The 13,754-nt window shown below is 31.2% G+C and carries 15 protein-coding genes; 12 read left to right on the forward strand and 3 right to left on the reverse strand.

All coding sequences use genetic code 11. The annotated features are described in order from the left end of the window. Nucleotides 1-21 precede the first annotated feature (21 nt). From ABZC13_RS01580 to ABZC13_RS01625, 10 genes are all read left to right on the forward strand, one after another. Entirely contained in the window at nt 22-1,770 is a 1,749-nt protein-coding gene (locus ABZC13_RS01580) for a DUF3987 domain-containing protein (RefSeq protein ID WP_372998997.1), read from the forward strand. Nucleotides 1,771-1,926: 156 nt separating this feature from the next. After that, the gene (locus ABZC13_RS01585) at nt 1,927-2,796 is read left to right on the forward strand and encodes a DNA cytosine methyltransferase (protein WP_372999000.1); all 870 of its coding nucleotides are present in this window, start codon (nt 1,927-1,929) and stop codon (nt 2,794-2,796) included. Nucleotides 2,797-2,886: 90 nt separating this feature from the next. After that, nucleotides 2,887-3,150 carry a type II toxin-antitoxin system YafQ family toxin gene (locus tag ABZC13_RS01590; protein ID WP_372999003.1) on the forward strand — a complete coding sequence of 88 codons (264 nt, stop codon included), beginning with the start codon at nt 2,887-2,889 and terminating at the stop codon, nt 3,148-3,150. Between the two features lie 691 nt (nt 3,151-3,841). Then, nucleotides 3,842-4,261, forward strand: coding sequence for a hypothetical protein (locus tag ABZC13_RS01595; RefSeq protein WP_372999006.1), 420 nt, complete (start codon nt 3,842-3,844; stop codon nt 4,259-4,261). Nucleotides 4,262-4,381: 120 nt separating this feature from the next. Next, a complete protein-coding gene (locus ABZC13_RS01600; protein WP_372999009.1) occupies nt 4,382-4,780 on the forward strand; it encodes a hypothetical protein in 399 nt (132 codons plus the stop codon). A gap of 409 nt (nt 4,781-5,189) precedes the next feature. Next, nucleotides 5,190-5,498, forward strand: coding sequence for a nucleotidyltransferase family protein (locus ABZC13_RS01605; protein ID WP_372999012.1), 309 nt, complete (start codon nt 5,190-5,192; stop codon nt 5,496-5,498). Then, nucleotides 5,491-5,847 carry a DUF86 domain-containing protein gene (locus ABZC13_RS01610; RefSeq protein ID WP_372999015.1) on the forward strand — a complete coding sequence of 119 codons (357 nt, stop codon included), beginning with the start codon at nt 5,491-5,493 and terminating at the stop codon, nt 5,845-5,847. Before ABZC13_RS01605 ends, ABZC13_RS01610 begins: the two co-directional genes overlap by 8 nt. Before the next feature lie 128 nt (nt 5,848-5,975). Further along, nucleotides 5,976-6,257: a hypothetical protein gene (locus ABZC13_RS01615; RefSeq protein ID WP_372999018.1), complete on the forward strand. Its 282-nt coding sequence runs from the start codon at nt 5,976-5,978 to the stop codon at nt 6,255-6,257. A 44-nt stretch (nt 6,258-6,301) separates the two neighbouring features. Then, nucleotides 6,302-6,505, forward strand: a complete 204-nt coding sequence (locus ABZC13_RS01620) for a hypothetical protein (RefSeq protein WP_372999021.1) — start codon at nt 6,302-6,304, stop codon at nt 6,503-6,505. A gap of 324 nt (nt 6,506-6,829) precedes the next feature. Continuing rightward, nucleotides 6,830-7,288 carry a DUF4116 domain-containing protein gene (locus ABZC13_RS01625; protein WP_372999025.1) on the forward strand — a complete coding sequence of 153 codons (459 nt, stop codon included), beginning with the start codon at nt 6,830-6,832 and terminating at the stop codon, nt 7,286-7,288. A 47-nt stretch (nt 7,289-7,335) separates the two neighbouring features. Here ABZC13_RS01625 and ABZC13_RS01630 read toward each other — a convergent pair whose 3' ends face one another. Both ABZC13_RS01630 and ABZC13_RS01635 read right to left on the reverse strand, forming a co-directional pair. Then, nucleotides 7,336-8,271, reverse strand: coding sequence for an HD-GYP domain-containing protein (locus ABZC13_RS01630; protein WP_372999029.1), 936 nt, complete (start codon nt 8,269-8,271; stop codon nt 7,336-7,338). An 84-nt stretch (nt 8,272-8,355) separates the two neighbouring features. Continuing rightward, nucleotides 8,356-9,639, reverse strand: a complete 1,284-nt coding sequence (locus ABZC13_RS01635) for a sensor domain-containing diguanylate cyclase (protein WP_372999032.1) — start codon at nt 9,637-9,639, stop codon at nt 8,356-8,358. A 228-nt stretch (nt 9,640-9,867) separates the two neighbouring features. Here ABZC13_RS01635 and ABZC13_RS01640 point away from each other — a divergent pair, with 228 nt between their 5' ends. Further along, complete coding sequence (locus ABZC13_RS01640) at nt 9,868-10,578, forward strand: hypothetical protein (RefSeq protein ID WP_372999035.1); 711 nt, start codon at nt 9,868-9,870, stop codon at nt 10,576-10,578. On the opposite strand, the gene ABZC13_RS01645 is transcribed toward ABZC13_RS01640, so the two are convergent. Continuing rightward, nucleotides 10,579-11,247, reverse strand: a complete 669-nt coding sequence (locus tag ABZC13_RS01645) for a response regulator transcription factor (protein WP_372999037.1) — start codon at nt 11,245-11,247, stop codon at nt 10,579-10,581. Nucleotides 11,248-11,365: 118 nt separating this feature from the next. Between ABZC13_RS01645 and ABZC13_RS01650 the strand changes: the two genes are divergently transcribed. Then, the gene (locus ABZC13_RS01650) at nt 11,366-13,738 is read left to right on the forward strand and encodes a PAS domain S-box protein (RefSeq protein ID WP_372999039.1); all 2,373 of its coding nucleotides are present in this window, start codon (nt 11,366-11,368) and stop codon (nt 13,736-13,738) included. Nucleotides 13,739-13,754: the final 16 nt, after the last annotated feature.

A 13,754-nucleotide genomic window follows, 5' to 3' on the forward strand; every position in this document is an offset into this window, starting at 1 on the left:
TTTGCTCTTGTAAATTGAATCATGAATGAGAATTATAACATAGTAGCAGAACAAGCAGTTCTAAATGGATTGTTGTTTGCCCCAGAGAAGTTTAGTGAGTATAAAAAAGAGTTAGAGATAAGTACATTTTACTTACCCACGCATAGAGATATATACAACGCTATGTTAGAGCTTAATGTGCAAGAAAAGCCACTGGATGAAGAGCTTATAAAGAGAGTTCTTGTAAGAGATGGTAAATTTAACGAAGAAGTAATGCTACTTATCCTCTCCTTTGCTCCACATCACTATATAATGAACTATATAAAAGAGCTACAAGAACTGCATATTCATAGAGAAGTGTATGAGGCAACATTACATTTCCAAGGTGGAAAGATTGACTTACAAAAACTAAACTCAATCATTGCATCTGCAAAAAATATGTATGTTAAGGATGAGGTACAAAAAGCCACTGTACAAGAGTATAAATATATTACTCCATTTATGAAGAGTCTGTTAGCAGATCTTAAAAGTATAAATGATTCTCCAGACTCTATGGTATGGTCTGTAATGCTTCCATCAATGGCTGGGCTTATCGGAGCTAGAGCAAAAATAACTAATAGTATCAATTTAACAGTTCCACCGGTTATATGGTCCATGATAGTAGCTCCATCATCTTTGGCTGCTAAATCAACCTTGTATAGAGTAGCTAAGGATTGTATATTTGGAGATATGCAAAAAGAGTTTTATAGTGAGTATGCAGAAAGAAAGATAGACTTTAAAACACTTCATAAAGGTTACTTGGCTTTACCAAAAGAAGAAAAGCTACAAACAGATGAACCAGAACCACCTACACTAGAGCAGATAATATTTCATGCAGGTGGAACACCAGAGGCAAAGATAAAAAGTTTAGAGCATAATCCTAACGGTGGAGTAGTTTACTTCGATGAAATGAAAGCAGAGCTAGAGCTTACAAATGCGAACCAAGCGTATAAAGCCTTGAAGACTTCTATCTTTGATGGAGAGACGTACCATAAAGAGCTAGTTAATGGCGGAACTATAATACTCCACAGTCCCATACTTAGTGAAGTAGGCCTAATAACTAAGCCATGGCTCTTAGATGTAGCTCAAAAGAATGATGTCGCTAGTGGTTTTATGGCTAGATACCTTTTTAGTGTAAATTCAAGACATGACTTTAAACCTCTACAGATAAACAGTGCATTTCATATAAATACTAAAAGATATTCTGCAGTCGGAGAATTCATCATAAAAATGTTTGAAAGTAGTGCAGATACAGTTATATTTAAGTTGTCTGATAAGGCTAGACAAAAACATACAGAATGGTTCAATGAGTATTCTAAAACTGTTTATGATACAGAAACAGATGAAGAGGCTACAGCTTCGTACAGGTTAAGTACTTATGTGTTGAAGTTTATGCTCATTAGCTACATATTTAACAACGCAGACAATCTAGTAGATGTAATAGCAAGTGATAACATGCTTACAATTGGCGATGAGTACTTTTATGAAGCACTGGAGATTATGGAACTGTTCCGTAATGAGAGCCATAAGCTACTGCAACTTTTTGAGAACTCTAACAAGCTCAATTTCAAACTAGATGATATAGCAGTGAAAGTTCATAGAAAGATTGATAGGTCAGAACATAAAAAAATAACTAGGTCAGAGGCAAATAATATCAGAGGTATAGATAAAGAGAAAATTGACTACCTGATAAGCACAGGAATGCTCATTTCCCAAAAGCTAGAACGCACGGAATACCTAAGTAAGCCATAAATAGCCCAAAACCGTGCCATAGGGCTTCCAATGGTGTTTTTATTCTTAGTGGACGGGATAATGAACTGGGTTACGGGTCGGGTTGTGGAGTACCCATGGATATAAAAAAGGAGTTTTAAGATGCAATTAGTATTAAGTCTTTTTAGTGGTGTAGGATTGCTTGATAAAGCTTTTCGTGAAGCAGGTTTTTGTGTTGTAAGTGCAGGTGATTTGATTACAGGTCAGGACATCCGTGACTTTACAGGTATGAAAAATAAATTTAATGGTGTCATTGGCGGTTCTCCTTGTCAAGACTTTTCAGGTTTGAAGCGTGATAAAGGCGATTACTCTTTAGAAATGGTTTATGAGTTTCTTAGAGTTGCAAATGAATGTGAACCTGACTGGTATCTTTTGGAAAACGTCAAAGGTGTTCCAGATGTGACTGAGCTCCTTAACAGTTCTGTGACTTACCTGTATGAAAAAAACTTAGGCGATATTAATGATATGTGTATAACTTTAGAATCTTATAATCATCAACGAATAGATATTAATCAAGGTTGGTATGATGATTATTCTCGTCTTCGTCATATTCAGTTTGGTTCTAAGAATGATTTATATCTTGATATACCTCGCGGAACTATGAGTGAAAACATTTTAGGCGGTTGTGCTTTGGCATCTGACGATAGAAGTTTTAAAGAGCTTTGTCATATTCAAGGTTTACCAAGTGATTATGATTTGCCTGATTTCAATGTAAAAGGTAAAAAGAAAGTTGTCGGTAACGGTGTTCCTCTTTCAATGGGACGTGTGATTGCACGGTCTGTAAAAGCTGTGACTGTTCCAGGTCAAACTAATGTGACTTTGCAGCAGAACAAATCTGTGACTGATCGAGGAGAAAATATTGTGACTGTCCGGGAAGAAAAAAGATGTGCTTGCGGTTGTGGGCGTGTTTTAACTGGGAGGCAAAAATATAATAGTCCAAGATGCAGAAAAAATGCTCAAAGACAAAGAGAAAAATCAATTTTAGGAGGTGAAAAAAAATATGAATAGTAGATAAACATTGAGGTGTCGGATTGCCGTCCGACAACACAATCATGACTCGGAGAGTCATTATGATTAAGAACAAGGACGTTCAAAACCATGATTATTAAAACAAGTAAGAAGTATATCAAAGACTTCAAGAATACACAATTAAGTTTGGCTCATAAGACATTATTGAACATATTTATTAATGCATTGAGAAATGATAATAAAAATATCCCAACTAAAAAGTTGAAAGGTGAATGGCTAGGTTATAGCTCATTTCGTTTAAGTTTTGACTTGAGAATAATATTTAAGTGCTATGATGAAGAAGTAGAACTTGTCAGAATAGGCACGCATAATCAACTATATAAATATAAATAGTTGATTTTCAAAGCTAGTGCATAGATGCACTGGCTTGATTTTAGTTCAATGTAAATTGAAGTCCGCCATCCATCCAATCAAAAAAAACTGCAATAGACAAACCCACTAATACAGCTAGAGGATATTTGATATAACTTTTATTAAGTAGTGCATTCATTTTTTCTCCTAAATATTCACAATTATATCAAAACATTTTTTTCATTTATGATGATATAGTAGGGAGTGCTAAAAAGAGAGATAGTGAAATAGTGTATAAACGTATAAGTCTATAAAAAAATAAAATATATATTCCTATATATAGGGCTTTATAGCCTCTTTATACCCCTTTGAGATTGATACAAGATTGATACAACTTATACGTTTTGTATCAATCTCAACTTTTTTGTATTAATACACTTATACACCTTTGTATAACTTGTATAAACGTTGTATCAATCTAAAATGGACTAAAAAGCCTAAATATAGGGATTTAAAGAGTCTTCAAAATGAGATTGATACGTTTATACACTTTTTAAGGGTAGGGTGTGAGGAAGAGAGATAAAACTCAAAGATAAACTCATAAAACTTGATTGTGTACAGATTAATTTTATATTACACAGACCACTACGCAGATTACGCAGACGGTTACTCTTTGTGTAACGCAGACAGATCATAAGTTTTATATTTTAGAGTGGAGTAAGAGCCCTAGTTTATGATACATACGAACGCTTGTGTAAACTCAAGTCTGCGTGATTACACAAGTCACGCAGAAACTACACAGATAACGCAAATGCTTGACATTGTAGTTTTTAAATGGTATAAAAATATGATACAATTACAAAGTTACAAAGTTACAAAGTTACAAAGTTACAAAGTTACAAAGTTACAAAGTTACAAAGTTACAAAGTTACAAAGTTACAAAGTTACAAAGTTACAAAGTTTTGTAATTTATTTAATTGAATGGAGGCTCACTGAAATGGTATATTCTTATGATGAAAAACAAAAACAAGTTAAATTAGTAAAAGTACCTAAGCTTAAAGGTGGTGATGCTCAAAGAATTGAGAATGCTGACGTTCCGAGAGAGTTTTTAAAAAAAGTCATGGGTATTAAACTCAATATTCAAAGAGTTTAGTAATTGTTGCAATACACGTTCAAGCAACTTACATCCGCTAGTTGCAAAAAATCGAAACAAATAATATCTGACTCTTTTTCTTATCATCCGACTAGAGGTCAAAGAGAAAAAGCTATTTTATTGCAAACTTTATCTGATGCATCTTTAGGAAATACACTTGTTACAAAAGTTACTGATTCAACAAAAAGTATTAAAGGAACGTTAGGCTTAGTTGCTTTGTCTGTTGGAAAGTTAGAACTTGATGAAAAGTCATTCCCCTCTGTAATTATTGATTACCTTTTTGTAGATTATGAACATAGAAATAAAATATATGAACATTTAGAAGAAAAGGTATCTACATCACTTCTTTATTACGCGATACAAACGGCTGAAGAGATAGCAAGACTTGCTGGAGTAAGGTATTTAATATTGCGTCCTGACGGTGGTAAAGAACATGAAAGTTTAATCTCTTTTTATCAGTCAATGCACTTTAAGTATATGACCGATAAGCATGAATGGATGTATCTAAAACTTACGTAGTGTTACCTATGTGTTACCTTTTTTTGAAATTTTTTCTTTAAAGTGCCTATTCTGAGGTGCTGTAGAGCTATGTGTGAGTGGTCTCGTCCACCACTGAAGACCTATTTTATGCACTTTCAAGCACCTTCTAAAATTTAAGAAAATTTCTTGCACACCCTAAACTATCTATTTATAAATATTTATACTTCTATCAAAATTACTATTAAAATTGTCTAGATATTTCACATAAACATCAAAAACCATTTGTGTATTTGCGTGACCTAACAACTGAGCTAATTATAAGGGTATTACTAAATTTTTGTAGCTGTCAACTAGTACTTTTAGTATATATGTCGAATATTACACAGACAACACAGGTAGTTGATATACCAGTTTTTTAATGGTATAAAAAAATGGTATAATCCTAATTATGAATAAAGAATCAATACTTAATTATCTTACAAATGTTAAAGCTAAATACCAAAAAGAAGGTTTTTTGATTAAAGCACTTTTCGGTTCTTATTCTCGTGATGAAGAGAATGCGGACAGTGATGTAGATATTCTTGTAGAAGCAACACCAGCCTTTGCAAGTAAATACGGTTTTGGTTCTATCAAACGTATCCATGAAATACAAGCAGAGCTAAGCTTAGCGCTAGGCTTGCCTGTTGATCTAGCAGATAGTACAGGTATGGGAAAAACAGGTAAGAAGTTTATTATAGATAGAGCGATATATGTCTAAAGAATCTATTAGTAAAGTCTATCTCATCCTTGAGAAAATTGACTATATAGAACAAATAGTAGATAACTCTGGAAGCATTACAAGAGCACTCGAAGATTATGTAACAGACAGACCAGCAATATTGATGCATCTTACTGCAATTGCTGAACAATTTAACAAACTAAAAAAAGAACATGCAGATGATATTCTAAGTGCATTCGACGATAATGATGTCAAAGGTATGTATGATGTTAGAACCTACATAGCTCATGACTATGAAGGTGTTAATCTAGCCATAGTAGAATGGATTATTAGAAATGGTCTTCCAAAGTTTAAAAAGCAGTGTAAAACGCTAATAAATACATATTAGCGTTTCTCTAAATTAATAATCCTTCTGAATTTTCCAGTTAATTTATGCTCTGCAGTTAAAGTATACACAATAAAAAAGTTGATAGTCGCATTTACTTTTGTTTGTTGTAATAATCCTATAATATTGTCATGAAATATAAAAGTCTTTTAGTCCTTTTTATCTTGTCACTTCTTTTTCTGGGAACTCAAAGCGGTGCTCTGAAATCATCGGATATAAGTGTTATTGCCTATGAATTATCCGTAGAAGTTTCAGAACAGGTTGAAGAGACTGAAGATAACCGAAATTCTTTACAACCCATTTTTTTATTATCATATGTCACTCTTGATTCATATGCAATTGTCTATGACCCATCTTTTTTTCTACGTGATAATTTTATCGATATTGAAAAACCTCCAATTTTAATAATATAAAGTTAATACAAAAATAATTTTAAGAATAATAAAAAGGAAATAATATGTTACAGTTTTCTAAATTAATAACAATCTTATCTATTCTAGGGATAATATATAGCGTCTATGGTATGAATCTAGAACAAGAAAATGTTGTGTTTTATATAGGTACTCTTATCGCATCAATAACTGTGTTTGTAGTATCTATTGGTATATTAACTATTAGTGTCATAAGCAAAAAAGAATCCAAAATAAATAACTCAAAGTAAGTAAAACACTGATATAGTGCAAAGAACTATTAGATACTTTCTTTATTTTGGAAGTATCTAGTTATAGAACTTTTTTCTACTACCAAATACTTAAAAAACTTCCAAGTTAATTATATATTTCATTATATTTTTACTAATTATTTAATTTTCCAAGTCGCTATGCATATCACATTTCAGTGTGATTTTCTAAATATAACTGGTTAATAAATATTTTAATGAGTTCTTGAAAATCAAGTGATATATTAGTTTAAATTATATTATATTTAACTTGCAAATAAGTTTAATTTATATATAATTTATGTAACACAATATGGGAGTGAGTTAATGAAAAAAAATATTATAAATGGTGCTGTAATAGGACTGGTGATTTTAGGTTTAACTGAATGTTCTGGAGCTTCTCTGGATCATGAAGGACAACTAGCCGCAGTAGAGGGTGGTTATCGTGCTATACAAACGATAAAAAATCCAGACAAAGAAGTTCAATTGGCTGCTGTAAACAAGAGTTATTATGCAATACAATACATCGAAAATCCAGATAAAGAAGTTCAACTTGCTGCTGTAGAACAAAGTTATCATGCAATAAAATACATCAAAAATCCAGATATAGAAGCTCAACTTGCTGCTGTTAAACAAAGCTATCAGATAATACAAGATATCAAAAATCCATCGGTAGAAGTTCAATTAGCTGCTGTAAATAATAGTCACTATGCGATAAGATATATTAAAAATCCAGATATCGGAGTTCTGAAATTAGCGCGTCAAAGAATGCTAGAGGGAAATTAACTCTTTAGACTATAAAGTAAGAGAGTTAGTCTAACTCTCTTTACTCATTATCTAAACATCATAATCATTTTATCAAGTATTTTAACATCCACATGATTATTCATTTTTAACTTCATTAATTTTATTGCATCAAATGAGCTCATCGCCTCTTTATAACTTCTTCTACTTGTAAGAGCATCAAAAATATCACATACTCCTATGATACGAGCGAAAAGAGGTATGTTTGAACCTTTTAGTTTGGCAGGATAACCTGTACCGTCCATCTTCTCATGGTGATGTCTGATTCCATCTAGCACATTTTGGTTATCTATACCTAACTTGAGCCCTATCTTGTAGCCAATATCAGGATGTTTTTTTATCTCATGAAACTCTATATCAGTAAGTTTTCCATTTTTGTTTAGTATAGCAAGGTCCATTTTACTTTTTCCTAGATCATGCAAAAGAGCTGCTTCGCCAAGTTCTGAAAGAGTCTCAGGCTGCATCTTCATATAAGAACCCAAACTTAGTGCATATATGGAAACATTTATAGAATGTGTATGTGTGTAGTAGTCATGTGTAGCAATATCCATCAAAGATTTAATAGTAAAACTATCGTCTAAAATAGTATCTATCATATCATGTACTACTTCTTTTGAAGATTCATAGTTGCCTAGCCCTTCAGGGTTTGAAAAAAGGTCATTTAGTACATTTGAAGCATTTTCATATACAGCTGAAGGTTTATTGTCAAGTTTGATATTTTTTAGATCTTGTTGAGTAACTAAAAAGTTTTTGTAAAAGAGTTCATATTCTGGATGCTCAGTTTCTTCTACATATAAAGCGTGAAGTGTGTCGATAACTACTTTATCATCACTTGTAATGCAGCTGCCATTTTCTTTAAAGCAGTCCATTCTTTTATCTGAAGATTGTACAAATACATTAAATTCAAAACTCATTCCCTCTGAAATAATCTCTTTATCAATAGCAAGATACTTAGTAGATATCATTGTCTTAGCCTCTTTGGATGTTGTAAGATATTATATAACAATTGAGTTCATACGAAGTTAGATTTGTGTAAGATTTATATATCATTATTCTACGCGGTTTCTTCCTCGATCTTTTGCAAGATATAGCCTTTCATCAACTTGAGTTATATACTTGTCTATAGATTCTTGGCTTATTTGTACCGTGTTGTCAATTGTTATTGATATTGTGCCAATACTTACAGTATATTTTATTGTTATATCATCTACTATTACTTCAGATGTGGCTATTGCGACACAAATTTTTTGAGCCAGTATTACAGCTTCTTCTTTGTCTGTCATAGGTAGTAAAACCATAAACTCTTCACCACCAAATCTAAATATATAATCTGACTTACGAAGTACACTTTCTAAAATACTAGAGAAGTGTTTTAGTACAATATCTCCGACTGCATGACCATAGGTGTCATTTACATTTTTAAAGTGGTCTAGGTCGCACATCATAAGAGCAAATTCTCTACCGGTAGCCTTTGCAATATCTAACTTATTTAGCATGATCTTATTAAATAGTCTTCTTGTTAGCAGATGCGTAAGCGGATCTTTTGCACTCTCTTCAATTTCATTTAGAAAGGCTATTTCATTTCCTATCTCAAGCGAATAGTAATCTATACGCTGCATAAGATGTATTAGTGTTGATGGACGTGGATCATTACTATTTTGACACTGGTTTATGACATTGGAAGCCAAGTCATGAAGATTCATATGAAGTTTTTCTATGACCTTAAAGTGAGTAGTAGAGATAAGGTAAGAAGTAGTAGCACTATGCATCCACTTTCCAAACTCACACAGGTTAGGATTTAGCTCAGGATAGTTGTCATCATAGACACTTCGTTCTATGTATAGAATAAGATTTAGAATCCATTTGATATGACTCTCGTAATGCACCATAAATTTCTTGTCAGGCATTATAGATATATGAGATAGACGAAGTTCACTTTTTAGCTTTAGTTTTTTTAGAAACCTGTGTAGATACAAAGATGTGATTCTGTTCTCATGTTCTGTGAAAAAAATATTTATTTCATTTATATGTTCTAAGTCATTTTTTTCTAAAAGTATCCCAAGAAGCTTGCGCACAACGGTTATAAGTTCACTATATAAAAATAGGTATGATATTTCATGCTCTATAGTAAAGTTGACTAATACCTTCGTGTTCTGCTCTATCTCTTCATCTGAAACAGATAAAAGCAGGTTTAGAAATAGTCTTTTATATTCATTTAATGCATGCGTATAGAGGAGATCTTTAGAATAATCATCCTGTAGGCTTTCAAGACTGATATTAAAGTCTTGTACACATTCTTGGATTTCTTGAGAATATTGTTCGATTATTTGCATCTAGCTCTCCAATATTAATAAAAGACTTAACTATAAAGAATTTTGGTTAAATATTATAGCGGTTATTTTTTGTTTTGTCATTGCCTTATTTTTAAATAAGTCTGTAAAATATGTAAAAAAGTAACAATTTATAATTTTATTAATTTATTAATTATACATACAATAATATAGTTAAAAATTATGATAATCTATTTGTAGACTCAAGGCAAACCAATTTTAGGAATATTTATGTTTGGATTATTAAATAAAAAAATGATTGGTGAAAAGAAAAAAAGTAGATCAACTTATATGAGTGTTGCTAACTTATCCGACTACTTTAAAATTACATCAAAAGAACTAAACAAAATATTTTTAGAATTAAAATGGTCTAAGCAAACAGATAATGGATGGATTCCAACTACACTTGGAAAATCAAAAGCTGCTGTAGGAAAGTACAATAACAAAAGTAATCAAAAGTATATTATGTGGAATGAAAACATAAAAAATAATTTTGAACTCATAAAATATATAAAGCACTTTAAAGAGATAAACCAATCTCAAATAGTGAGTGATGAGCAAAAAAAAGCTAAAAGCGATCTTTATGAAGAGTTTATATACAACAAATATAAGCAAATGAACTATATAGTTGCTTCACATGGCAAAGACAATAGTAAAAAAGATTGTGCTATAGACCTTATAGCAATTAAAGATAAAGAAATATTTTTTATTCAGTGCAAGAACTGGGATGCAAATTCAAATAGCAAAATTACAGATGAACATATTAAAAAAACAAGAAAAAAAGTTTTAGATTTTTTAGAAGATAACCCTATGTTTGACTCAAACAACTACAAGAAAAAAACTCTATATATTACGTCTGAGTGTGTACTTCACTGGAGTGCAAAACACTATTTAAGTAAACATGAGGATGTAGAGCATCTGATCATACCTATTAGTCAATAATCAATGATCTAGTCTAATAGAATATCCAATACCTTTTATTGAGTCTATAGGTAGACCTGTTATCTTTTTCTTTAGATTTTTTATATGAACAGATAGAGTGTTTTGTAAAATATCTTTTCCCTTCCATACAAAGTTTACAATTTTTTCATGCGAAACAATTTGATTTTTATGAATAATCAAAAGGTATAAAATACTTAGTTCTATTTTTGTTAGTTTTATATATTGATGGTCATTGAAAACAGCATGTTGAGATAGTGTATAGGTGTAGTCTCCAACAAGAGATATCTCATCAGATTTCATTTTTTTTCTAACTGCTTTCATTGCGCGTAGTTCTATCTCTTTAAGTGAGAATGGATGAAGTATATAATCTTCGCAGTTTCTGGCAAAGGCTTTTGACATAAGATCTATGGAGTCTACATAACTCAAAAATATAACTGCTGCATGAATACCAAGAACGTTAATATGATCAAGTACATCAAGCGCAAATAGCTTGTCTTTTTCTATTGATAAAAAAATAACATCATATTGAGCGATTATGTGGTTAATATTTTTATAGTTTAGCAAGGTATCGCAGTTTTCATAACTATCTACACTAAAGCTTTTTTTTGAAAAATACTCTTTAAAATTTTGGTTAAAGACTTTATTAGAGTTTATTATTAACAATTTCATATGAAATTGTATCTGATATTATTAAAATATTCACTATTTCTTCACTTAGCTTTATTATAATAGCATATGATTTAGAAACTAATAAATTTTAGTGTGAAAAATATAAGGAAACAATTTTATGAAAAAGATTTTAAATATAGAAAATATAGTTTTACTTTTAACTATTTTAGCTGTTGGTTTATTACTACACTTTGAGTTCTCATATAAAAAGAATGATTATCTTAAAGAAAAGATATATGACTTAGAACTTCAATACAATGAAAAAGTTATATCAAACAAAAGAGTTGCAGAAACACTTTTTCGAGAAGTTTTAGAAAACAATCAAATAGCTCATATATTAAATGAAGCTAATAGTGACACAAATATTGTCCCAAATAGAATTAGACTCTATACTATGCTAAATAGCAAATATGAAAGAATGAAAAAATCAGGAATATTGCAGTTGCACTTTCACTTAGCAAATGGTGATAGTTTCTTAAGGTTTCATAAACTTAAAAAGAGTGGAGACAGTCTACTTTTCAGAGATAGCATCAAGAAAGTTATAAATACCAAAAAACCTGCATATGGATTTGAAGTAGGTAAATTTTTTGATGGATTTAGGTATGTATATCCTATTTTTAAAGATGAGATATATGTCGGTAGTGTAGAGCTGTCTATAAGCGTAAACTCTGTTTTAAAACAGATGAAAGAGTCTTTAGACGCTGACTACTCTATGATAGTAAAAAAAGATATTATGGAAGCAACAGTAGTAGAAGATCATCTGAAAAAATATTACCATAAATTTTGTGCTAGTGACAACTACTTTATGTCAAACAGTGCCCACTCTGATAATTCTGAACCAATGAAAAAAATCATTGATTATATACGTGAACATATAGATAAAGATAAGGCGTTTGCTCAAGACAGTTTTTATCATGGAATAAACAAAATATTTATTTTTGTACCTATAAAAAATGTATCAGGTAATACTGCCGGATATATTATTTCAGCTAGAAATGACAACTCAATATATGATCTTGTCATTTTACAGTCAATCAAGTATTTAATTGGAATATTGATTACATTACTCATCTTTTATTTTTATAGACAAAGTAGAGAAAAAACTAATACTATTGAACAGTTGCAAAATGCAATAGATAAAACGACTTTGGTTTCTAAAACAGATTTAAAAGGAAAGATCACTTATGTTAATGAAGCCTTTGTTCAACTCTCTGGATATACTAAAGAAGAATTGTTAGGACAACCTCACTCCGTAGTAAGGCATAGTGATACTTCATCAAAAGTTTTCAAAGATATGTGGAAGACTATAAAGTCAGGAAATATCTGGCATGGAAAAATAAAAAATAGAAAAAAAGATGGTAATTCATATATTGTAGACGTGAGTATTTTTCCTATTAAAAATGAAAATAACGTTATTGTAGAGTATATAGCTATTAGACATGATATTACAGAACTTGAAGAGTTAAAAGAGATTCTGCAAAAAGAACTTAGTAGTTCAAATGAGAGTCTGCAAGAGAAGATGAACTTGCTTTCTCAGTATGAAAAAGCCATTGAGAGTGCTGCATCATTTACAAGAACAGATACTAATGGTGCTATTACATACTTAAATGATACACATGAAAAATTGACAGGTTTTTTAAAAGAGGAACTTATAGGAAAGAAACATACTCCACTTCTTAGAGATGAAAATATTTCTAGTGAAGTATATAAAGAGCTATGGGAGACTATTACTTCTAAAAAGAACTACAATGGTGTTATTACAAATAAAACAAAAAGTGGAGACATAATATATCTAGATACTCTTATCGTCCCTATTTTAGATCTTAATGATAATATTGTCGAGTATATGAGTATCCAATATGATATTAGTGATGTTATAAATGTACATAAAGAGATAGAAGAGACACAACGTGAAGTTATCTACAAAATGGGGGAGATAGGTGAATCTCGTTCTAAAGAGACAGGAAATCATGTAAAACGTGTTGCTGAATATTCTAGACTTTTAGCCTGTAAATATGGACTACCAGAAGAAGAGTCAGAGTTACTATACGATGCTTCCCCTATGCACGATATAGGAAAAGTTGGAATACCTGATAATGTTTTGAAAAAGCCTGGAAAACTAGATGCTGATGAGTGGGTCATTATGAGAACACATAGCGAGATAGGTTTTAATGTTTTAAGCGGATCAAATAGAGCAATACTTAAAGCAGCTGCTACAGTTGCCTATGAGCACCATGAAAAATATGATGGCAGTGGATATCCTAAAGGGCTTAAAGGTGAAGAAATACACATATATGGTCGAATAACAGCGCTAGCTGATGTATTTGATGCATTAGGTAGTGATAGAGTGTATAAACAGGCTTGGAGTGATGGAAGAATATTTGACTTGTTTAAAAGTGAAAGAGGAAAACACTTTGATCCAAAGCTAGTTGATATCTTTTTTGAGAATTTAGATCAGTTTTTAGAGATAAGAGATAAGTTTAGAGATTAGAACTGTTTGTTTAACT

This window comes from Sulfurimonas sp. (assembly GCF_041563035.1).
GTDB lineage: Bacteria > Campylobacterota > Campylobacteria > Campylobacterales > Sulfurimonadaceae > Sulfurimonas.